Below are 19,836 nucleotides of genomic sequence, written 5' to 3' on the forward strand. Positions count from 1 at the left end.
TGCAATGGCCCGTCCACGACAGCATGCACCGGATGAGCTGCATGCGAGAGTGATGGCGGCATGTGATGAGTGGCTCGTGTCTCAGCCGATCCACTCCCTGTCGTTACGCTCCATCGCCCGAGAAGTCGGGTGCGCGCCGAGTACGTTGCTTAAACTCTACGGCAGCTTCAGTAATCTGTTGCAATACGTCAATATCGATACCCTCAACGCCCTGCGAAGCGGCATCGAGGAAGACAATGAAGATCATGCGCCAAGTGAGCGCATCTACCGTCTTGCTCGCCTTTACTGGCAGTTTGCCCAGAAATACCCGTACCGATGGCAACTGCTTTTTGACCATCCGCTGGCGCAGGAAGGAGAGCTTGATCAGCGCCAGAGTAACATGATCGAGCAGTTGTTCATCCGCGTGGAGCAGACTCTTCGGGAGATTCAGCCCACGCTTAGTCAGGTCGAGGCCAACTATATGGCCCGCTCTCTGTGGGGCAGTGTTCACGGGCTGGTGCAGCTGGGACTTAACGAGCGTCTGGGATATTGGCAGGGCAAGCCGCTGGAGGTCACGGAGCTGCTGGATCAGTTGTTGGCTACCATCATTCGCGGTCTCCGCTACAAGGACAGCGCGTGAGTGCAGAAATGATGTGGCACCGGCGCTTTGCGCCCTTTTTCTGGACTCAGGCGCTGGGTGCATTCAACGACAACGTGTTCAAGAATGTCCTGTTGTTGCTGGTCACCTTTGTTGCCGTGCCACAGCGCGGCTGGGATGCCGGTCTTGTCAATAACCTGGCAGCCGGTCTCTTTATTCTTCCCTTTCTGCTGTTTTCCGCACTGGGCGGTGCGCTGGCCGATGCCATGGACAAGCGGCGCCTGATTACTGCGCTTAAATGGCTGGAGCTGTTGACCATGCTCGGGGCTGCCTGGGCATTGATCAACGGAGCCTTCGAAGTATTACTGGCGCTACTGTTCATGATGGGAACGCAGTCAGCGCTGTTTGGCCCGGTAAAGTACGCCATTTTGCCCCAGCACCTGGGGCGACATGAACTGGTCAGTGGCAACGCCTGGATTGAAATGGGTACCTTTCTCGCCATTTTGCTGGGTACCCTGTCATCTTCCTTTCTGCTGTCCGAGCCTTCGGAAGGCAACTGGCTGGCCGCCATATGCCTGGTGGTCGTGGCATTGATCGGGCTGGGCACCTGCTGGCTTATTCCCTCCGCTCCTCCTGTCAGATCTCACAAGGTGCGCTGGCAGCCCATTCGCGAATCAACGCGCGTCATGAAGGACGCCTGGCGTGCCAAACGGGTTTTTCCAGCCCTGGTGGCCATCAGCCTGTTCTGGTTTCTGGGCACCTGTTATCTGACACAGTTGCCGATCTGGACTCGCCAGATCGTCATGGGAGGTGAAACGGCTGTCAGTCTGTTGCTGGCTGCCTTTGCCGTCGGTATCGGGCTGGGTGCCTTGATCTGTGCACGCCTGTCCGCCGGCCGCCTTGAAGTCGGCCTGGTACCCATTGGTGCCCTTTTGATTGCACTGGGTGGGTTCGGGTTTGCCATGACAGACCCCCTGGCCAGTGCGCCACAATCGATGGCTTCCCTGTTGTCCATGCCCGCGTTGTGGTGGATGCTTTTGAAGCTGGCGACGGTGGGCGTGGGAGGTGGGCTTTATATCGTGCCGCTTTATACGCTGATTCAGTTGCGCAGCCCGGAAGATCAGAGAGCGCGGATGATCGCTGCCAATAACCTGCTGAATGCTGTCTTCATGATTGCTGCAGCAGTGTTCGGTGTGCTGGTGCTCAGTGTCTTCAAGGCTTCACTATCCACCCTGTTTGTATTGCTGGCCCTGCTGGCCCTGTTGATTGCCGTCAGTGTAGCCAGTCTTCATCCTCGGCCCACCATGCGCATTGTCATTTTCCTGCTGGTGCATTGCTGGTATCGGTTGAGGCTTTCCGGGCGTCGTCATATTCCGGCCGAGGGCGCTGCACTGATCGTGTGTAATCATGTCAGCTTCATGGATGCACTGGTCATGGGGGGCGCCAGCTCACGTCCGCTGCGCTTTCTGATGGACAAGCCGATCTATCAGTCACCGTGGATGAATTGGTTTTTTCGGATTGCCGGCGCTATTCCGGTGGAATCCGAACGTCGTGATCCCAAGGGGATGCGCCGAGCGCTTGATCAAATCAGCGACGCGTTGCGTAATGGTGAAGTGGTGATGCTGTTTCCCGAAGGTCGATTGACCCGGGATGGCCAGGTACATGAATTTCGGCGCGGGATCGAGTTGATCCTGAAGCGAGATCCGGTACCTGTCGTGCCGGCGGCCCTGTCCGGTCTGTGGGGGTCATGGACTTCCCGCCAGGGGGGGCGGCCCTTCAAGGGATGGCCGAGCCGGTGTCGTGCACGGGTCTGCCTCAGATTCGGTGAGCCCTTGCCGGCGGATACCAGCCGTCTGGACCTGCAGCATGCCGTCATGGCGTTGAAGGAAGAGGGCGATCTGACCGCCAGTACCGCTCCGCTTTCACCGCCACACTAGCTTCTTCACCAGGCTGGCTTATCCTGCCAGCTTGGGGGTGGGCCAGGGCAGGGTGATGGTTGCAGAGAGGCCGCCAAGGTTGCTCTCGCCCAGGGTGAGGGTGCCGCCATGGTGGCCAACGATCTGTTCAACAATGCCCAGCCCCAGCCCGTGCCCGCTGACCTGCTCATCCAGGCGCGTTCCCCTGTTCAACACATCACCTCGATGTTCGATGGCTATCCCTGGGCCATCATCATCAACCTGCAGGCGCATGGCATGTTCTTCGGCATGAAGCGTGAGGCGAGCCTGACTGGCTGCCCACTTGCCGGCGTTATCAAGCAGGTTGCCCAGCACTTCCAGTAGTTCATCCCTGTCCCACGGAAGAGAGGCAGGCTTGTCCCCCAGACAGAGAAAGCGAATCCTGGGACCATGAATTTCACGCAGGGTATCCAGCAGTGGCGGCAAATCGTGTTCCGGGCGAAAGCGTGCGGCCGGTGATACCTCACTGGTATCAAGACGTGCTCGCTGTAGCTCACGCTCGACCAGTCGATGGATATCATCCAGCCGGTGCTGCAGGCCCTTCTTGATATCAGGATGCTGATTGAGTTCTTCCCTGGAAAGCAGGGCTTCCATCACGGCCAGCGGTGTCTTGAGGGCGTGCCCCAGATTGGCAATGCCATCGCGTGAGCGGTTGAGCACCTGCTCGATGCGTCCGAGCTGATGGTTGAGCTCGGTAACGACCGGAGATATTTCAGCGGGCATGGGTGTTTCAAGGGCCATGCGTTCGCCTTCGTGAAGCTGGGCCAGTTCCTGCTGCAGGCGGTCAAGTGGCTTGAGGCCAAGCCGGATCACACGACGCTGAATCAATACCAGAAGCCCTGCCATGGCCCCGCCGAGCCCCCAGATGGACCAGCGAAGCCAGAATAGCCGGTAGGTTACCGGGGTATAGTCAAGCGCAGTCGTGACCTGGATTTCATGAGTGCCACGGTGGTACTGACCTGTCCATACCAGTAGTTTCTGGTCTTCCGGACCGGGCTCCAGTCCGTGGGACAGGCCCTGGCTATGGGGCTTGATCTGAAAGTCCCACAGCGAACGGGAGCGAATGGGCGGCAGGTCGTCAATCTGGATAAGAAAGTAGTGACCGGAATATACGCGATTAAAGGATGCTCGCAGTGTATCCGGATCAAGGCGCTGTGGGCTGTTTTCAAGCTGGGGGTTGGCGATCAGGCTTTCAGCATCCTCCTGTAGTCGCTCCCCCAGATAATCGCGCGTTGCGTAGTCAAACAGCAGCACGCTGCCCTGGGCCAGCAACAGCATGACGACCAGGCTGGCCAGCAACAGCCCCATGTCCAGCCGTCGGGTCAGCGACATCATGTCGTGCTGTCGCCACCAAATCGATAGCCCTGGCCACGTTGGGTCACGATGATGCTGCGGCCCAGTTTCTGGCGAAGGTGGTTGATGTGGACTTCGACCACGTTGGGATTGCGGTCATGCTCGCTGTCGTACAGGTGATCCAGCAGCCGATCCTTGGGAATAACGTGTTCGGGGTGGTGCATCAGGTAGCGCATGATCGCAAATTCGGCGCGGGTCAGACTGACGGCCTTGCCTTCGCTGTCGCGCATTGCTGTCTGGCTGTTTTCATCCAGAGTTACACCTGCGACAGCCAGCGTCGGAGAGGGGCGCTGGCCATGACGGCGCCGAACCAGTGCCTGCAGACGCAGAATCAATTCATCCGGATGAAACGGCTTCGGCAGGTAATCGTCTGCACCGGCGCGAAGGCCGGTAATACGTTCGCTCCAGCTTGAGCGAGCCGTCAGAATCAGGATGGGGATATCCAGACCGGCTTCACGCCATTCTTCAAGCAGGCTCAGGCCGGGTCGGCCCGGGAGCCCCAGGTCCAGTACGATGACATCGTAGGGTTCCTTGACCGCCATGGTGGCAGCGTCGCGGCCATCGGTATACCAGTCCACGGCGTAGCCGTTTCTGCTGAACAGCGCGTTGAGCTCATCGGCAAGCGGGACATTGTCCTCAACCAGTAGCAACCGCATAACTTATTTTTCCTCGCTGGCGGTAATGTAATCACCTGTGACCGCATCGAATTTCAATTCCCAGACTGTGCCCTGGTCATCAAGAATATCAATTTCATAGATATAGCGGTCATGTTCCTTTTCAAGCTCGGCCTCCAGCAATTTACCGCTGTGATGGCGTCGTGCCTTCTCCAGTATGGCTGGAAATTCAATGATATGGCCCGAGCGGGTCAGGCGAAGCACATCATCCTGGGAGAGATCAGCCTGGCACGGCTGGGTCATGGCCATCAGGCATACCAGGACCAGGCACGGCCCGCCGATCCACAGGAAAGTGGCAGGGTGCCTTATGGCCCGCATCCCTGCGGCAGCAGCCGGCCAATGGTAGGCGAGAGTCATGGTGCTCTCCGTCGCGTCAAAGGCTCAAAGACTACTGTATTCGCGCCACTTCAACCTGAAACAGCCCTTGTGTCGGCCCTCTAGTCACGAATGGGGCGACGTACGGTAGCCTGCCAGCAGCGCGCTGCAGTGATCAGGTTGTCCTTGACGTCCAGAATTTCCATCCGGGACGTGCCGATCTGGAGGCAGGCTGCAGCATCGGGAAAGGACTCCAGGTGTTCGAGAATCAGTCCGTTGAGGGTTTTTGGGCCATCCGTGGGAAGCTGCCAGCCGAGCACCTTGTTCACCTCACGAATATTGGCTGTACCGTCAATGACATAGCTGCCGTCATTTTGCAGGTGTATGTCCTGATGGGTGCCCGAGACGTCGGTGGTAAATTCTCCCACGATCTCTTCGAGAATGTCTTCGAGTGTTGCCAGCCCCTGAATGTCGCCGTACTCGTCTACCACGATACCGATGCGCCGCTTTTGCTGCTGAAAGTTGAGCAGTTGCGTGTGGAGCGGGGTGGATTCGGGAATGAAGTAGGGTTCGCGGGCTTCCTGAACGATGGCAGCCTTGGTGACTTCCGGCTTGGACAGAAAGCGCGCAGCATTGCGCAGGTGAAGAATACCGATGATATTGTTGATATCACCCTTGTAGACCGGGAGCCGCGTGTGCTGGCTGGCCCGGATGTCAGCCAGCAGGCTGTCTATGGGGCTGTCCAAGTCCAGGCCGACAATCTCGTGGCGAGGCACCATGATGTCGTTGACGGTGACGTTTTCCAGATCAAGAATCGAGATCAGCATGGACTGGTGGCGGCGGGGAATCAGCGTGCCGGCCTCGTGCACCACGGTTCTGAGTTCATCTCGCGTTAAACTGGAAGCGCCGCCTGAAACATCCTTGATGCCAACCATGCGTAACAGGCCGTTCGAGATGCCGTTGACCAGCCAGACCAGCGGATACATGAACTTCAGCAGGGGCTCAAGAATTACCGAGGCGGGGAAGGCGATGCGCTCGGGCTTTACTGCAGCCATGGTCTTGGGCGTCACTTCGGCAAAAATCAGTACTACCAGCGTCAGGGCTGCCGTGGAAATGGCCGGACCGGAAACATCACCAAAGAAATGGATCGCGATGATGGTGGCAATCGAGGCTGCCAGATTGTTGACGAAATTATTGCCGATCAGGATGACACCTATCAGGCGGTCCGGACGGGCAAGCAGACGCAGTACGCGCTTGGCGCGCTTGTCACCGGCCTTTTCGAGGTGGCTCAGGCGATACCGGTTGATGGACATCATGCCGGTCTCGGAACTCGAGAAGAAGGCTGACAGGGCAATCAGTAGTCCCAGCAGGACAAACATCACCCACAACGATGTGTCGTTGCTCAAAATTCAATAATCCTCGATATAAAGCCAGAGATGGTTGTAGGGATTTGCTGCGCCGGTGTCAAGGCACGGGGGGCTGCCCATCAAAAGGTAGAGTGGTAGATCAGGGTCAGTGCCAGTTTGCTGCCGAGGTAGGCCAGCAGCAGTGAGACGCTTCCGGTAAGGGTCCAGCGAACGGCGCGCTGACCTCGCCAGCCACGATAATGATGGCCCCACAGAAGAATGCCGAAAATGATCCATGCGGCAATCGACAGGACGGTCTTGTGGGCCAGGTGCTGGGCAAACAGATTATCCAGAAAGATAAAGCCGCTGATGATGGCACCGGTCAGGAAGACCATTCCCCAGCTGATAAGCTCGAACAGCAACCGCTCCATGCGTACCAGGGGAGGCAGAACCTGGATGATGCCCCGTAGATGATGATGCTTGAGCGCATGTTGCTGAAATGCCAGCAGAATGGAGACCACGGCCGCAATGCTCAGCAGTCCATAGGCCAGCATGGAGGTAGCAATGTGGATGATCAGGCCGGGGCTGAATCCGCTTTCCACGGTGTTGCCCGGCAGGCCGATAACGGCCGTGACAGAGACGGCGGCAATCGGAAACAGAATGGCCGAGGCAGCCAGGATGGGCTTGAAGAAGCTGACCACGATCAACAGGAGCGTAATGATCCAGCAGGCCAGCGATGCGCTTTCCGACAGGCCCAGGTTGAATCCCGTCGCCGCGTGAATGGTCAGGTAAACGATGACGCCGTGACACAGGGCTGCGGTGCCGCCCAGCCACTGTACCGGTGCCGGGCGAGGTTCAACTCGGCGCGCCAGGGCCATGGCCTGCCACAGACCGGCAGCGAGATACAGCAAGATGGCCGCGAAGGCAAAGGGCAGTGCCTGCATGAAGAGCGTCATCTCCTTGAATGGTCGTGCATGATTCGGGGTGGACTTGTTTTGACCACTATACCGTAAAGCTGTCTGTGGTGGCATCCGATGGCCTGGCCATGACGTCGCAGTCGGGTAAATTCGTTCGGTGCAGCGCCAACCCATGGAGGCACGGGCCTCTTGTGCGTATAATCCGTTGTCAAATGCCCATGACACCGCGCCCGGGAGGCTTCCCGTCAGGCGCCGTTTTGCCGGAGAGGCTTATGTTTGACAGTTTGACAGATCGCCTGTCGCACACGCTCAGGTCCATTTCCGGACAGGCGAAGCTGACTGAAGACAATATCAAGGACACGCTGCGAGAGGTGCGACGTGCGCTGCTGGAGGCGGATGTTGCCCTGCCGGTGGTCAAGGCGTTCATCGATCAGGTGCGTGAACGTGCCGTTGGCCAGGAAGTTTCCAAGAGCCTGTCGCCGGGCCAGCAGTTCGTCAAGATCGTTCAGCAGGAGCTGGAATCGATCATGGGCGAGGCCAATGTGCCACTGGATTTCGGGCGCAGCGAGCCGGCGGTGATCCTGATGGCGGGTCTGCAGGGGGCGGGCAAGACCACCTCGGTTGCCAAGCTGGCCAAGTACCTACGGGAACGCGAGAAGAAAAAGGTGCTGGTGGTATCGGCGGATGTCTATCGTCCTGCGGCGATCGATCAGCTTGAAATGCTGGCCTCCGAGGTGGGGGTCGAGTTCTTCCCGTCTCACAGCAGTCAGAAACCGGTGGATATCGCCAATGCGGCGATCAAGCATGCCGGCATCAAGTTTCATGATGTTGTGCTGGTGGATACGGCGGGCCGTCTTCACGTCGATGACGTGATGATGGGCGAAATTCAGGAGCTTCACCGCGCCCTGTCGCCGCAGGAAACGCTGTTTGTCGTCGATGCCATGACCGGGCAGGATGCGGCGAATACGGCCAGGGCGTTCCATGAGGCGCTGCCGCTGACCGGTGTCATTCTGACCAAGGTCGACGGGGATGCCCGTGGCGGTGCGGCCCTGTCGGTGCGTCATATTACCGGCAAGCCTATCAAGTTTCTGGGCATGGGCGAGAAAACCGACGCCCTCGAGCCGTTCTACCCGGATCGTATTGCTTCGCGCATTCTGGGCATGGGCGATGTGCTCAGCCTGATCGAGGAGGCCGAGCGCAAGGTTGATCGTTCCAAGGCCGATCAGCTCAGCCGCAAGATCAAGAAAGGGCAGAGCTTTGATCTGGAAGATTTCCGCGACCAGCTTCAGCAGCTCAAGCAGATGGGCGGCATGGGCAACCTGCTGGACAAGCTGCCGGGGATGGGGCAGATGGCCGACATGGCCAAGGGGCAGGCCAGCGAGAAGGAGTTCGGCAAGCTCGAGTCGATGATCAACTCCATGACCCAGAAGGAGCGTCGCAAGCCGGAACTGATCAATGGGTCTCGCAAGCGTCGTATCTGCGCCGGGTCCGGAACCCAGGTGGCCGATCTCAATCGTCTTTTGAAGCAGCACAAGCAGATGCAGAAGATGATGAAGAAGATGGGCAAGAAGGGCGGCATGCAGAAGATGATGCGTGGCATGAGCTCCATGATGGGCGGTGGCGGCCCGGGCGGCCCGATGGGTGGCGGACCGGGTGGTTTTCCCGGGAGGTAGGCCTTCGGTCAGGGACAGGGTAAGTGGTTCCCAATCATTGAACTTTCCCGTAGAATACCGCGTCTTCAAACAAACGTGCCCGCATTATGCGGGCACGTGACTATTCACCCGGAGCTTGCCAAGGCTCTGATTGATACCAACCCAAAGGACATTAACGATGGTAACGATTCGTTTAGCCCGTGGTGGCGCCAAGAAGCGTCCGTTTTATCACGTAGCGGTCACCGACTCTCGTCGTGCCCGTGACGGCCGCTTTATCGAGCGCCTCGGCTTTTTCAACCCGGTTGCCCGCGGCCAGGAAGAGCGTCTGCGTCTTGACGTTGAGCGCGTTGAATTCTGGCAGAGCCAGGGTGCCCAGTTGACCGAACGCGTCAGCGAGCTGGTCAAGGAAGCACGCAAGGCCCAGGCTGTCGAGGCCTGAGACGATGGCTGACCCGATGACGTCCCGTACGCGTCCCTCGACGCAGGACAGTGTGCTGCTTGGTGCGCTGACCAGTCCTCATGGCGTCAAGGGTGGCTTGAAGGTGTATTCATACACCAATCCCATCGAGGGCATTTTCGGTTATCCCGAATGGCTTGTCGTGACTCAGGGCCAGACGCGCACCATGCGTGTGCTTCAGGGCCGCCCGCAGGGCAAGGGTCTCGTGGTGTTTCTCGAGGGTGTTGATTCGCGTGATGATGCCGAGGCACTCGCCGGCGCCGAAATCCGGTTACCGACCGAGCAGCTGGCTCCTCTGAATGCGAACGAGCTTTACTGGTATCAGCTTGAAGGTCTGCGCGTTGTCACCGTTGATGGCCAGACACTTGGACGGATCGATCACTTGTTCGAAACCGGTGCCAATGATGTCATGGTGGTCAAGGGGAGTGACGACAGTATCGACAGGCGCGAGCGATTGCTGCCGTATATCAGCAATGTTGTAACCGACGTTGATCTCGACCGCGGCGAACTGACCGTCGACTGGGATCCGGAGTTTTAACATGCGTTATGGCGTCGCTGGAAGGCAGAATATCCTGTGTGGGTAGGTGTGGTATCCCTGTTTCCCGAGATGTTTGACGCGCTTACGCGTTATGGCGTCACGGGACGGGCCGTGGAACGCGGGCTGATCGAGCTGGCGACCTGGAACCCGAGGGATTACGCCACGGACCGACATCGCACCGTGGACGACAGGCCCTATGGGGGCGGTCCTGGCATGCTGATGAAGGTGGATACCCTCCGCTCGGCCATACACGAGGCTCGGCGGGCAGCAGAACAGGTATCGAGCGAGGACGATCGTCCTGCCCGTGTGATCTATCTATCGCCCCAGGGGCGCCGGCTGGATCAGCAGGGGGTTCAGGCGCTTGCGCGTCACTCGAAACTGATTCTGGTGGCAGGACGGTATGAAGGTATCGATGAGCGAGTCATCGAGGCCGATATCGATGAAGAGTGGTCTGTAGGAGATTATGTGCTGAGCGGTGGTGAGCTGCCGGCCATGGTACTTCTCGACGCGGTGGCGCGACTGGTTCCCGGGGTGCTTGGGCATCAGGGCTCTGCCGAAGAGGACTCCTTCACCGATGGACTGCTGGATTGTCCGCACTATACCCGGCCGGAAGCCATTGATGGTCGGCAGGTGCCGGACGTGCTTCTCAGTGGCCATCACGGCGAAATCAGGCGCTGGCGGCTCAAGCAGTCGCTGGGTAGAACCTGGCTGAGACGGCCGGAATTGCTCGAAGGACGGACGCTCGACAAGGAGGAACATGATCTTCTTGAAGCGTTCAAAAAGGACTACGTCGCTCCCGGCGACGGCGGTGCATCCTCATAGTACCCGCAGTACGTGATTTGCGCGGTGCGAGTGTGGGCGGCAGATGCCTGACAGGATGCGTCATCCACAATGTGACTCCCGCGTTTTCGAGCGCCGGGATCAGCGTTCACCGCTTGAAGAGGGGTGAACACCAATGAATATCAGGAGTGTGTCATGAGTAGCAAGAACAAGGTGATCCAGGCAATCGAAAACGAGCAGATGAACAAGGAAATTCCTTCGTTCGGCCCGGGTGATACGGTTGTGGTGCAGGTCAAGGTTGTTGAAGGTACTCGCGAGCGTCTGCAGGCCTTTGAAGGTGTCGTCATCGGCAAGCGTAACCGCGGTCTGAACTCCGCTTTCACCGTGCGCAAGATTTCCCACGGTGTAGGCGTCGAGCGTACCTTCCAGACTTACAGCCCGCTGGTTGACAGCCTTGCCGTCAAACGTCGCGGTGACGTTCGTCAGGCCAAGCTGTACTACCTTCGTGAGCGTAGCGGCAAGTCTGCACGTATCAAGGAAAAGCTGTCCTGATCGCCACTCAAGGCGATGGGCTGCCCCAGGGGTAGCTCACAGCAGGCCCCGCTGGCATGATTGCCGCGGGGCCTTTTCATTTTCAGGGGAAACGACATGTCGCCATCCGGTGAGCAGCTGGTGGATACCTTTCTGGATGCGCTGTGGCTTGAGCGTGGTGCCAGCCCCCATACGCTGTCGGCCTATCGCACGGATCTGCGCCACTGGCTGCGCTTTGCCGAAGCGCATGGCGTTCGCCCGCTGACGGCGCAGCAGGACGATGCCGAGGCCTTTTTCAGCGAGCGGGTGGCGGCCGGTTACAGCGACCGATCCAATGCTCGGCTTCTGTCGAGCCTGCGCCGGTTTTATCGCTGGAACGTGCGAGAGGCGATGATTATCCATGATCCGGTTGCTCGCATCAGCCTGCCGCGGGTCCGGCCGGATCTCCCGGGTACACTGGATGAGGCTGATGTTGATGCCCTTCTGGACGCGCCGGACACCGATACCGCGCTGGGGTTGCGGGACCGCGCGATGCTGGAAGTGCTTTATGCCTGCGGACTGCGTGTCAGCGAACTGGTTGGCCTGCGCGTCAGTGATGTCAATCCGCGTCAGGGGGTTGTGCGTGTGCTGGGCAAGGGGGATCGCGAGCGGCTGGTACCGATGGGCGAGACAGCGCTTGAGTGGCTGGACGTATACATGCGCAACGGCCGTCCACTGTTGATGGCATCCATTACGCGCGAGCCTTTGTTCCCGGGTCGGCGTGATGGCTTCATGACGCGGCAGACCTTCTGGCATCGTATCAAGCATCACGCTATGGTGGCCGGGGTTCACAAGCCCCTGTCGCCCCACACCCTGCGTCATGCCTTTGCGACCCATTTATTGAATCATGGGGCCAATCTGCGTGTCGTACAGGAGCTACTGGGTCACAGCGACTTGTCGACAACCCAGATTTATACCCACGTGGCGCAGGCTCGCCTTGAAGCACTGCATGCCATGCACCATCCAAGAGGTTGATGAATGTTAAGTCGAATATGTGCCGTTCTGGCGCTGGCCTCCTGTGCAAGTGTCCTTTCCAGCGCCGCCATGGCCGATGATCAGGCCCTGCTGGACAACCTGGTCGTCAATGGTCAGAAAATGCCGGTTCAATCCGTGGCCAGCACCCCGCTTCCGGGGATCAATGAAGTACACCTCGCGTCCGGAGAAACCTTCTATACCGATGACAAGGGGCGCTATCTGCTGGTGGGGGATCTCTACGAAAATACCGAGGGTGGGCTGGTCAATCTGTCCGAGCAGCAGCGCAATGAGAAGCGCAAGGCGCAGATGGATCAGGTCAGCGAGCAGGACATGGTGATCTTTCGGCCTGCCGGCAAGGTCAGGCACGTATTGACGGTATTTACGGACACGACCTGCCCGTATTGCCACAAGCTGCACGATGATGTGCCCGCCCTTAACAAGGCCGGTATCGAAGTGCGCTATCTGGCCTTTCCTCGCGCCGGCATGGGGTCCAGGGGAGCCGAGGAGCTGGCCGGCGTGTGGTGCAGCAAGAACCGCAGTGAGGCCATGACGGCGGCCATGAAAGGGGACGCCAAACGGGGACGTACTCGTTGTGACAGCACGGTAGCGGCACAGTATCAGCTGGGTCAGCAGATCGGGATTCAGGGGACTCCGGCCATTGTATTGCCGGATGGCCAGATGATTGCCGGCTATCTGCCGGCGCAGCGTTTGATTCAAATGCTCGAAAAGCGCTGAGCCTTTCAGCGGGCCCGGCATTCATTGCCGTGCCCAATGACGTTACACTTGGGCTCTTTTTTCGCAGATCGAGATGATCTTTATTCGACTTGGCTGGGTAGTGAAACCATGACAACGCTTGAACCGGTAAAGGTAGGTATCTGTGGGCTGGGTACCGTAGGTGGCGGCACCTTCAATGTTCTGACACGCAACGCTGACGATATCGCGCGTCGTGCCGGGCGTCCGATTGTCATCCAGCAGGTGGCTGCACGTCGTGACAACCCGGCCTGTGACCTGGCTGGTATCAACGTCACGAACGATATTTTCGAGGTGGTCAGAAACCCGGACATCGATGTCGTGGTCGAGCTGATCGGCGGCTATGACACCGCGCGTGAACTGGTACTTGAAGCCATCAGCAACGGCAAGCATGTAGTAACGGCCAACAAGGCCCTGATCGCCGTGCATGGTAACGAAATATTTCAGGCGGCGGCCGAGAAGGGTGTCATGGTTGCCTTCGAGGCGGCGGTTGCCGGCGGCATTCCGGTGATCAAGTCATTGCGCGAGGGGCTTGGCGGTAACCGTATCCAATGGCTGGCGGGCATCATCAACGGCACGGGCAACTACATCCTGACGCACATGCGTGATGAAGGACGTGACTTCAACGATGTGCTGGCGGAAGCTCAGGCGCTGGGATACGCGGAAGCAGATCCGACCTTTGATGTGGAAGGAATCGATGCGGCCCACAAGCTGACCATCCTGGCCTCGATCGCCTACGGCGTGCCGCTGCAGTTCGAAAAGGCCTATACCGAAGGTATCAGCCGTATTACCTCGGAAGACATCGAGCAGGCCGATAACCTTGGTTATGTGATCAAGCATCTGGGCATTTCCTGCCGGACCGATGAGGGCATTGAGCTGCGTGTGCACCCGACGCTGATTCCAAAGCAGCGTCTGCTGGCCAATGTGCATGGCGTCAAGAATGCCATCGAGATCATGGGCGATGCCGTGGGCCCCACGCTGTATTACGGAGCGGGGGCCGGTGCTGAACCGACCGCGTCTGCCGTGGTGGCGGATCTTCTGGACGTGGCGCGAGACATGGTCACCGAGCACAAGTACCGCACGCCCTATCTGGCGTTCAGCGGGATCATCGAGCAGAGCGACCAGGCACCTCAGGTGCTGCCGATGGAAAACATCGTCACGGCTTATTACCTGCGCCTGATGGCGGTCGACCGGCCAGGCGTGCTGGCTCGCGTGGCGACGATTCTTTCAGAGCAGGGCATCAGCATTGAAGCCCTGACCCAGAAGGAAGCCACTGAAGGCGAGTTGGTGCCCATCATCATGCTGACTCACCGCACACGTGAATCCAGCATGAACGAGGCCATTCGCCAGCTGGAGTCCCTGGCGGACGTGGCCGGCTCCGTCACTCGTATTCGTGTTGAAAACCTCGACGATAACGCCTGAACAGGCTTGCCTTGTGCCGGGGTCGGCACATGATTCTGTGAGAAGAGCGATGCGCTATATCAGTACCCGGGGCGCTGCCCCGGAACTCGACTTTGAAGACGTGCTGTTGACCGGACTTGCCAGTGATGGCGGCCTGTACGTGCCGAAGACGCTACCCCGGTTCAGCCATGATGAGCTGGCCGACATGGCCGGAAAGCCCTACAGCGAAGTGGCCTTTCGGGTAATGAAGCCATTCGTGGGTGACAGCATCGATGATGCCACCTTCCGTGGCCTGATCGAAGACAGCTATGCCACCTTCAAGCACGATGCGGTCGTTCCGAGTGTTCAACTTGGACCAAACCACTATCTGCTGGAGCTGTTTCACGGGCCGACGCTGGCCTTCAAGGATGTTGCCCTGCAGCTGCTCGGTCGTCTGCTGGACCACTTCCTGACCCGGCGCAACGAGAAGGGCGTCATCATGGGGGCGACGTCCGGTGATACGGGGTCGGCCGCCATTGAAGGCTGTCGCCACAGTGATCACCTGGATATCTTTATTCTGCATCCCTATCAGCGGGTGTCGGAAGTCCAGCGTCGGCAGATGACGACCGTGCTGTCGGATAACGTGTTCAATGTAGCCATCGAAGGTAACTTCGATGATGCCCAGGCCATCGTCAAGGGCAGCTTTGCAGACCAGCAGTTTTTGAACGGTACGCGGTTGATTGCGGTCAACTCGATCAACTGGGCCCGGATCATGGCGCAGATCGTGTACTACGTGTATGCCGCCGTGAATCTGGGGGCGCCCCATCGTGAGGTCAGCTTCACGGTGCCCTCGGCCAATTTCGGTAACCTCTATGCCGGCTTTACTGCCAGCCAGATGGGGCTACCGGTCAGGCAGTTTGTCATTGCCACCAATGCCAATGACATCTTGCACCGCACGCTTGCCAGCAATGACTTTTCCAAAAAGGAGCTGCTGGCCACGCTGGCACCGTCGATGGATATCGTGGTGTCGTCCAACTTCGAGCGGCTGCTGTTTGACGCCTATGATCGTGACGGTGACCAGGTCCGGGCATTGCTGGAGCAGTTTCAGCAGGAGCCTGCCGTACTCGCGGAGGCGCCACTGGCGCGACTGCGAGCGCAGTTTGCCAGTGCCAGCCTGAGCGATGACGGCATCATTGAGGTCATTAAGGATGCGTTCGCGCGGACCGGTGAGTTGCTCGACCCACATACCGCAACCGGGTTCTACGCCGCCGAGAAGGCTCGCGCTGACCAGACCACGCCAATGATCACCCTTGCAACCGCCCATCCGGCCAAGTTCGAGGATGCCATTGTCAAGGCCGGTTTTGATGGCGCGGCGCTGCCGCCATCCATGGCTGACCTGCTGGAGCGTGAAGAGCAGTATGCCGTGCTCCCGGCGGAGCTGTCCGCCGTTCAGGCCTATGTGGCAGAACACCGCCACTGACCTTTCCCGGCCGCCCGTCAGGGCGGCCTTTATCCCGTGTCTGATGTGATGCTGCCATGAGCGATGCACAAACGCCGGTGGTAACGCTGGCACGCCAACTGAAACGTCGAACCTGCCATCCCGACCTGTATCAGCAGGCCTTGTCTGCCGGTCTTACCGAGCTTCAGGCCCGAGTGCTGGCGGGGCGATTGTCGTCGCCACGGGCGCCGATCGAGGCGCTGGTACGTCCTGGCCTCAAGTACATTCATCATCCTGAAAAACTGCGTGATGCACGCCTGGCTGCCGAGCGCATAGCACAGGCTGTCAGTGCCGGTGAGCATATCGGCATCCTGACCGATTATGATGTCGATGGTATTACTTCCCATGTCGTGATCCTGCGCACCCTGAATGAGCTGTTTGGTGTGCCACGCGAGCGGCTGCATAGCCTGATCGGGCATCGCATACATGACGGGTACGGCATCAGTCAGCCGCTGGTGGAAAGAACGCTGGCCCTGTCGCCTCGTCCAGGTCTGGTCATCAGCGCTGACTGCGGCTCTTCCGATGAGCCTCGCATTGCTCAACTGGCCAGGGCGGGTATCGATGTAGTTGTTACTGATCACCACGCACTGCCGGTGGAAGGGCCGCCGCCTTCGGCGCTGGCGGTAGTCAATCCCTCACGGTCCGACTGCAGCTACCCCGATGCCACCATTGCAGGTTGCATGGTCTCGTGGCTGCTGATGTCGCTGGCCCGGGCCGTGCTGATCGAGCAGGGCATTCTGGGCAGTGACACACCCAAGCTGTCGCCCTGGCTTTCCTATGTGGCGCTGGGCACCGTGGCGGACTGCGTATCGCTGGGCGACAGTGCCATCAATCGTGCGGTGGTCACCCAGGGGCTTTCGCTGATCAACCGTATGGGTGCCCCCTGCTGGCGGATGATGGCCGAACGCCTCGGGGCTGACAGCACACCGTTTGATGCCGAAACCCTGGCATTTCAGATGGGGCCCCGCATCAATGCCCGCTCCCGGCTGGATGATCCCTACGCAGCGCTTCATTTCATGCTGGCTGACAACGATACGGTAGCCCGGCGCTATCTGGACCTGCTGGATCAGGACAATCAGGCTCGCAAGGCCATTGAACAGACCATGGTGGAAACGGCGCGTGCGCAGGTGCAACCGGCCCTGATGGCAGGTGCCCGTGTGCTGGTGACCTTCCTTGAGCAGGGGCATCCGGGGGTACAGGGCATCGTGGCTTCGCGACTGGTGCAGGCCTGGGGGCGACCGACCTTTGTGCTTACGCCGGCGGAGGAGGACGGCATGTTGACCGGCTCCGGCCGGTCAGTGGAAGGAGTACATCTGCGCGATGCGCTGCAGCGGGCCTTTGCGCTGGCGCCTGACGCACTGCCCCGGTTCGGTGGTCATGGCGGCGCGGCAGGCATCGGGCTTGCCCGTGAGCAGTTGAGCGCCTTTGAGGCGGCGATTGCGCAGGCCATCGAGGAACAACTGGGGGAGCGCGAACTTTACCCGCTGCTTTTGACCGATGGTGAGCTGGATGCCTCATGCATGGGGCTTGCACTGCTGGATGAGCTGGAAGCCCTGGCGCCCTATGGACGTGAATTTGACCCGCCCCTGTTCGAGGGCGTCTTTCAGGTGGATATGGCGCGTCTGGTCGGCAGTGAAGGCAATCACCTGATGCTGACTCTGGAAGCCGGTCGACAGCTTACCAGGGCCATCTGGTTTCGGGCTGTTGATCCCGGCGACCCTTCGCCGATCAGCGAGGGCGACCAGGTGCGTTGCGCCTTCAAGCTTTCCCGTAACCGTTATCGTGGGCGTGAAAGCCTGCAGTTGATGATCGAACACCTCGAACCGGCCTGATCTCGACAGGGGCGAGTCGGGGGATTACCTTTTGTTGGCGGCAGTGCCACAAGCGCTGTCCGCCTGCAGCCACCATTCATGTGGCATAACAACAAAAGGATGGTTCGATGATTGATTCCACGCTTCACCATCGTCCGTGGGAAGACGCGCTGGCGATTTTAATAGGCGTGAGCCTGACTTCACTGGGTATTCAGTTTTACAGCGATGCCCAGATTCTGATCGGTAGTACGGCAGGCCTGGCGCTGCTTGTCAGTTACATCACCGGGTGGGGGTTCGGCCCGATCTTCTTTGTCGTCAATATTCCGTTTTACTGGCTGGCGTTCAGGCGCATGGGGCTGGCCTTTACCTTCAAGACCTTTATGGCGATCGGGTTGTTGTCGCTGTTTTCCATGTGGATGCCTGGCTGGATAGGGCTCTCGCACATTCATCCGCTATACGCTGCACTGGTGGGCGGTTGTCTGATTGGCCTGGGCATCCTGGCACTGTTTCGCCATCGGGGCAGTCTGGGGGGGATCAATATTCTGGCACTTTACCTTCAGGATCGGCATATCGCCCGGGCAGGGCATATCCAGTTGGTGATCGATATCAGCCTGATGGTGGCGGCGCTGTTTGTATTGCCGCTCGACAAGGTCGCTTATTCGGTGGTCGGGGCCGTAGTGCTTAATGCCATTGTGCTGATCAACCATCGCCCGGAACGCTATAGGGGCGAGAGCTGAGAGGTCTGGCTCAGTAATTGGGCCAGAGTCCCGGCGTCACCAGCTCCAGCAAGTGGCCGTCAGGGTCGCGAAAATAAAGGCTTTCGCTGTTGCCCGGCCAGTGGGAGCGTCCCTCGATATCAATGTCATGGGCTGCCAGGTGGGCTTCCCAAGCCGGGAGATCGTCCTGGGCAATGGCCAGGCCCAGATGCGTTCTGCCGGTGCCATCGTGGGGCGGGATGGTGCCCATGTCATTCGGCAGATGGACGGTCTCCTCCGTCAGCCCCTGCTGGAACAGCAGCAGCATGGTGTTGCCCGTCGGGTAGCTGGTAAAGCGCTCATCGGCCCTGAAGGGCGTCAGCCCCATCACGGTTTCGAAAAAGGTTCGGGCGCTGGCCATGTCCCGGGTATAGAGCACGCTTTCCAGAACATGGCCAAGGGCGGGTGCGCAATGAGTCATGGCGATCGCCTCCTGCGGTCGGTTACAAGCAAGGCCGTGGTGAGCTGGTGGGCCGTTACGGTCAGATGAGTGCGACAGCGTTCAGGCAATGTCTAGAACGTGATGCGCTCATTGGCAATGTAGAAGATTTCACCACCCTCGACATGGGTATCACCATGGGGATTCAGCAGCAGCGTGGTGCCATCTTCCGGCATATAACCGATCAAAATGGCGTTGTGCTCTTCCTTCATGCGCTGGTACAGGTCGCCCAGTCGGCCTGTCATGGTGGTTGGCAGGTGGGTACGATACTGGGTGGCCCCCTGATCCACGGCCAGCAGTTCGGTAATCACCGATGACGATCCCGGGTCCTGGGATGCCCTTACCAGCATCTCGACCGACATGGAGGAGGTGCACTCCAGCGCTGGTGCATACAGACGAGCCAGCCGCGCGGTTTCCGGGTCGTTGAAATGGGCAACCACGTGCCCCTGCGGTTCCAGGGCATGCACCGACAGGACAACGGCCAGGGTGACATCGTCATTGCCGGTATGAATCAGGATCCGCTCGGCGGTACTGACCCCGGCTCGCTCAAGCAGGGCTCTGGAGGTCAGCTGTTCGCCGTGTACAAAGCCCGCCTTGCCCGGTAACGGGTTCTCGTCGAGGGTGTTGTCACACAGCACGATGGCCTCATCACTGGACGTATCGTCCTTCAGCAGCAGATCGATGATGCGCTCGCTGGTGGCAGGGTCCCAGCCGATCAGTACCGTATGCGCTTCGCGGTGCGCATAGCTGTGTTTTCCCTTCATGCCTTTTCTCCACAGAGCAACAAACAGGTTGGTAAGCTTGCCGATCACCACGGTCAACAGCGTAATGCCGCCCAGCATCAGCCACAGGGCGGTAAACAGCCGGCCGCCTTCGGTGACCGGCAGCAGATCGCCATAGCCGACCGTCAGCGTAGTGGTCAGGTAAAAATACAGATAGGTCATCGGCGCCAGCAGCGCCTTTTCATCGAAGAACACGAGGCCTTCATAGCCCACGGCACAGTGAATGATCACGCCCAGCAGCAGGCTGCCCCAGCTGAAACGATAAACCAGTAACTGGGAACACTTTCGAATCAGGGCAAGAAAGGGCATGGC

Annotated in this window: 20 protein-coding genes; 13 read left to right on the forward strand and 7 right to left on the reverse strand. The window is 59.2% G+C overall.

Going from position 1 to position 19,836, the window contains the following annotated elements:
• Positions 1–4: 4 nt before the first annotated feature.
• Together NAT21_RS12255 and NAT21_RS12260 are read left to right on the forward strand one after the other, a co-directional pair.
• Positions 5–619 (forward strand): TetR/AcrR family transcriptional regulator, encoded by a 615-nt coding sequence (locus tag NAT21_RS12255; protein ID WP_250938826.1) that lies wholly within the window; start codon positions 5–7, stop codon positions 617–619.
• Positions 616–2,514 (forward strand): MFS transporter, encoded by a 1,899-nt coding sequence (locus NAT21_RS12260; protein WP_250938827.1) that lies wholly within the window; start codon positions 616–618, stop codon positions 2,512–2,514. The genes NAT21_RS12255 and NAT21_RS12260 overlap by 4 nt, the downstream gene beginning before the upstream one ends.
• 18 nt (positions 2,515–2,532) lie before the next feature.
• Here the strand turns inward: NAT21_RS12260 and NAT21_RS12265 are convergent, their stop codons facing one another.
• The 5 genes from NAT21_RS12265 to NAT21_RS12285 form a co-directional block, all read right to left on the reverse strand.
• Positions 2,533–3,867, reverse strand: a complete 1,335-nt coding sequence (locus NAT21_RS12265) for a sensor histidine kinase (RefSeq protein ID WP_250938829.1) — start codon at positions 3,865–3,867, stop codon at positions 2,533–2,535.
• Entirely contained in the window at positions 3,864–4,541 is a 678-nt protein-coding gene (locus NAT21_RS12270) for a response regulator transcription factor (protein ID WP_250938831.1), read from the reverse strand. The genes NAT21_RS12265 and NAT21_RS12270 overlap by 4 nt, the downstream gene beginning before the upstream one ends.
• Positions 4,542–4,544: 3 nt before the next feature.
• The gene (locus NAT21_RS12275) at positions 4,545–4,916 is read right to left on the reverse strand and encodes a PepSY domain-containing protein (RefSeq protein ID WP_250938832.1); all 372 of its coding nucleotides are present in this window, start codon (positions 4,914–4,916) and stop codon (positions 4,545–4,547) included.
• 80 nt (positions 4,917–4,996) lie between these two features.
• Complete coding sequence (locus NAT21_RS12280; protein WP_250938833.1) at positions 4,997–6,280, reverse strand: HlyC/CorC family transporter; 1,284 nt, start codon at positions 6,278–6,280, stop codon at positions 4,997–4,999.
• An 80-nt stretch (positions 6,281–6,360) separates the two neighbouring features.
• Complete coding sequence (locus tag NAT21_RS12285; protein ID WP_250938834.1) at positions 6,361–7,164, reverse strand: cytochrome C assembly family protein; 804 nt, start codon at positions 7,162–7,164, stop codon at positions 6,361–6,363.
• 245 nt (positions 7,165–7,409) lie between these two features.
• Between NAT21_RS12285 and ffh the strand changes: the two genes are divergently transcribed.
• The 11 genes from ffh (at position 7,410) to NAT21_RS12340 (ending at position 18,285) form a co-directional block, all read left to right on the forward strand.
• Positions 7,410–8,810, forward strand: a complete 1,401-nt coding sequence (gene ffh, locus NAT21_RS12290) for a signal recognition particle protein (protein WP_250938835.1) — start codon at positions 7,410–7,412, stop codon at positions 8,808–8,810.
• 157 nt (positions 8,811–8,967) lie between these two features.
• Positions 8,968–9,228 (forward strand): 30S ribosomal protein S16, encoded by a 261-nt coding sequence (gene rpsP, locus NAT21_RS12295; RefSeq protein ID WP_250938836.1) that lies wholly within the window; start codon positions 8,968–8,970, stop codon positions 9,226–9,228.
• A 16-nt stretch (positions 9,229–9,244) separates the two neighbouring features.
• Positions 9,245–9,784: a ribosome maturation factor RimM gene (gene rimM / locus NAT21_RS12300; protein WP_265896637.1), complete on the forward strand. Its 540-nt coding sequence runs from the start codon at positions 9,245–9,247 to the stop codon at positions 9,782–9,784.
• A gap of 36 nt (positions 9,785–9,820) precedes the next feature.
• Entirely contained in the window at positions 9,821–10,606 is a 786-nt protein-coding gene (gene trmD / locus NAT21_RS12305; RefSeq protein WP_250938838.1) for a tRNA (guanosine(37)-N1)-methyltransferase TrmD, read from the forward strand.
• Between the two features lie 153 nt (positions 10,607–10,759).
• On the forward strand, positions 10,760–11,116 hold the full coding sequence (gene rplS, locus NAT21_RS12310) for a 50S ribosomal protein L19 (protein ID WP_250938839.1): 357 nt from the start codon (positions 10,760–10,762) through the stop codon (positions 11,114–11,116).
• A 96-nt stretch (positions 11,117–11,212) separates the two neighbouring features.
• Positions 11,213–12,109, forward strand: a complete 897-nt coding sequence (gene xerD, locus NAT21_RS12315) for a site-specific tyrosine recombinase XerD (protein ID WP_250938841.1) — start codon at positions 11,213–11,215, stop codon at positions 12,107–12,109.
• A 3-nt stretch (positions 12,110–12,112) separates the two neighbouring features.
• On the forward strand, positions 12,113–12,844 hold the full coding sequence (locus NAT21_RS12320) for a DsbC family protein (RefSeq protein ID WP_250938843.1): 732 nt from the start codon (positions 12,113–12,115) through the stop codon (positions 12,842–12,844).
• Positions 12,845–12,952: 108 nt separating this feature from the next.
• Positions 12,953–14,281 (forward strand): homoserine dehydrogenase, encoded by a 1,329-nt coding sequence (locus tag NAT21_RS12325; RefSeq protein WP_250938845.1) that lies wholly within the window; start codon positions 12,953–12,955, stop codon positions 14,279–14,281.
• Positions 14,282–14,330: 49 nt separating this feature from the next.
• Entirely contained in the window at positions 14,331–15,719 is a 1,389-nt protein-coding gene (gene thrC, locus NAT21_RS12330; RefSeq protein ID WP_250938847.1) for a threonine synthase, read from the forward strand.
• A gap of 56 nt (positions 15,720–15,775) precedes the next feature.
• The gene (gene recJ / locus NAT21_RS12335) at positions 15,776–17,569 is read left to right on the forward strand and encodes a single-stranded-DNA-specific exonuclease RecJ (RefSeq protein ID WP_250938848.1); all 1,794 of its coding nucleotides are present in this window, start codon (positions 15,776–15,778) and stop codon (positions 17,567–17,569) included.
• Positions 17,570–17,676: 107 nt separating this feature from the next.
• Positions 17,677–18,285: a YitT family protein gene (locus tag NAT21_RS12340; protein WP_250938849.1), complete on the forward strand. Its 609-nt coding sequence runs from the start codon at positions 17,677–17,679 to the stop codon at positions 18,283–18,285.
• Positions 18,286–18,295: 10 nt separating this feature from the next.
• Here NAT21_RS12340 and NAT21_RS12345 read toward each other — a convergent pair whose 3' ends face one another.
• Together NAT21_RS12345 and NAT21_RS12350 are read right to left on the reverse strand one after the other, a co-directional pair.
• Complete coding sequence (locus NAT21_RS12345; protein WP_250938850.1) at positions 18,296–18,724, reverse strand: VOC family protein; 429 nt, start codon at positions 18,722–18,724, stop codon at positions 18,296–18,298.
• Positions 18,725–18,816: 92 nt separating this feature from the next.
• Positions 18,817–19,833 (reverse strand): ion channel, encoded by a 1,017-nt coding sequence (locus NAT21_RS12350; RefSeq protein ID WP_250938851.1) that lies wholly within the window; start codon positions 19,831–19,833, stop codon positions 18,817–18,819.
• Positions 19,834–19,836: the final 3 nt, after the last annotated feature.

Origin of the sequence: Larsenimonas rhizosphaerae, assembly GCF_023700005.1 — a bacterium.
Classification (GTDB): domain Bacteria; phylum Pseudomonadota; class Gammaproteobacteria; order Pseudomonadales; family Halomonadaceae; genus Larsenimonas; species Larsenimonas rhizosphaerae.

Excerpts from the sequence above, each read along its gene's own strand:
- NAT21_RS12275 (WP_250938832.1), bottom strand. The coding sequence starts at position 4,916 with ATGACTCTCGCCTACCATTGGCCGGCTGCTGCCGCAGGGATGCGGGCC.
- NAT21_RS12320 (WP_250938843.1), top strand. The coding sequence starts at position 12,113 with ATGTTAAGTCGAATATGTGCCGTTCTGGCGCTGGCCTCCTGTGCAAGT.
- NAT21_RS12285 (WP_250938834.1), bottom strand. The coding sequence starts at position 7,164 with ATGCAGGCACTGCCCTTTGCCTTCGCGGCCATCTTGCTGTATCTCGCT.
- rpsP (WP_250938836.1), top strand. The coding sequence starts at position 8,968 with ATGGTAACGATTCGTTTAGCCCGTGGTGGCGCCAAGAAGCGTCCGTTT.
- NAT21_RS12265 (WP_250938829.1), bottom strand. The coding sequence starts at position 3,867 with ATGATGTCGCTGACCCGACGGCTGGACATGGGGCTGTTGCTGGCCAGC.
- xerD (WP_250938841.1), top strand. The coding sequence starts at position 11,213 with ATGTCGCCATCCGGTGAGCAGCTGGTGGATACCTTTCTGGATGCGCTG.
- rimM (WP_265896637.1), top strand. The coding sequence starts at position 9,245 with ATGACGTCCCGTACGCGTCCCTCGACGCAGGACAGTGTGCTGCTTGGT.
- NAT21_RS12345 (WP_250938850.1), bottom strand. The coding sequence starts at position 18,724 with ATGACTCATTGCGCACCCGCCCTTGGCCATGTTCTGGAAAGCGTGCTC.
- recJ (WP_250938848.1), top strand. The coding sequence starts at position 15,776 with ATGAGCGATGCACAAACGCCGGTGGTAACGCTGGCACGCCAACTGAAA.
- NAT21_RS12270 (WP_250938831.1), bottom strand. The coding sequence starts at position 4,541 with ATGCGGTTGCTACTGGTTGAGGACAATGTCCCGCTTGCCGATGAGCTC.
- NAT21_RS12325 (WP_250938845.1), top strand. The coding sequence starts at position 12,953 with ATGACAACGCTTGAACCGGTAAAGGTAGGTATCTGTGGGCTGGGTACC.
- NAT21_RS12340 (WP_250938849.1), top strand. The coding sequence starts at position 17,677 with ATGATTGATTCCACGCTTCACCATCGTCCGTGGGAAGACGCGCTGGCG.
- ffh (WP_250938835.1), top strand. The coding sequence starts at position 7,410 with ATGTTTGACAGTTTGACAGATCGCCTGTCGCACACGCTCAGGTCCATT.
- thrC (WP_250938847.1), top strand. The coding sequence starts at position 14,331 with ATGCGCTATATCAGTACCCGGGGCGCTGCCCCGGAACTCGACTTTGAA.
- NAT21_RS12255 (WP_250938826.1), top strand. The coding sequence starts at position 5 with ATGGCCCGTCCACGACAGCATGCACCGGATGAGCTGCATGCGAGAGTG.
- rplS (WP_250938839.1), top strand. The coding sequence starts at position 10,760 with ATGAGTAGCAAGAACAAGGTGATCCAGGCAATCGAAAACGAGCAGATG.
- NAT21_RS12350 (WP_250938851.1), bottom strand. The coding sequence starts at position 19,833 with ATGCCCTTTCTTGCCCTGATTCGAAAGTGTTCCCAGTTACTGGTTTAT.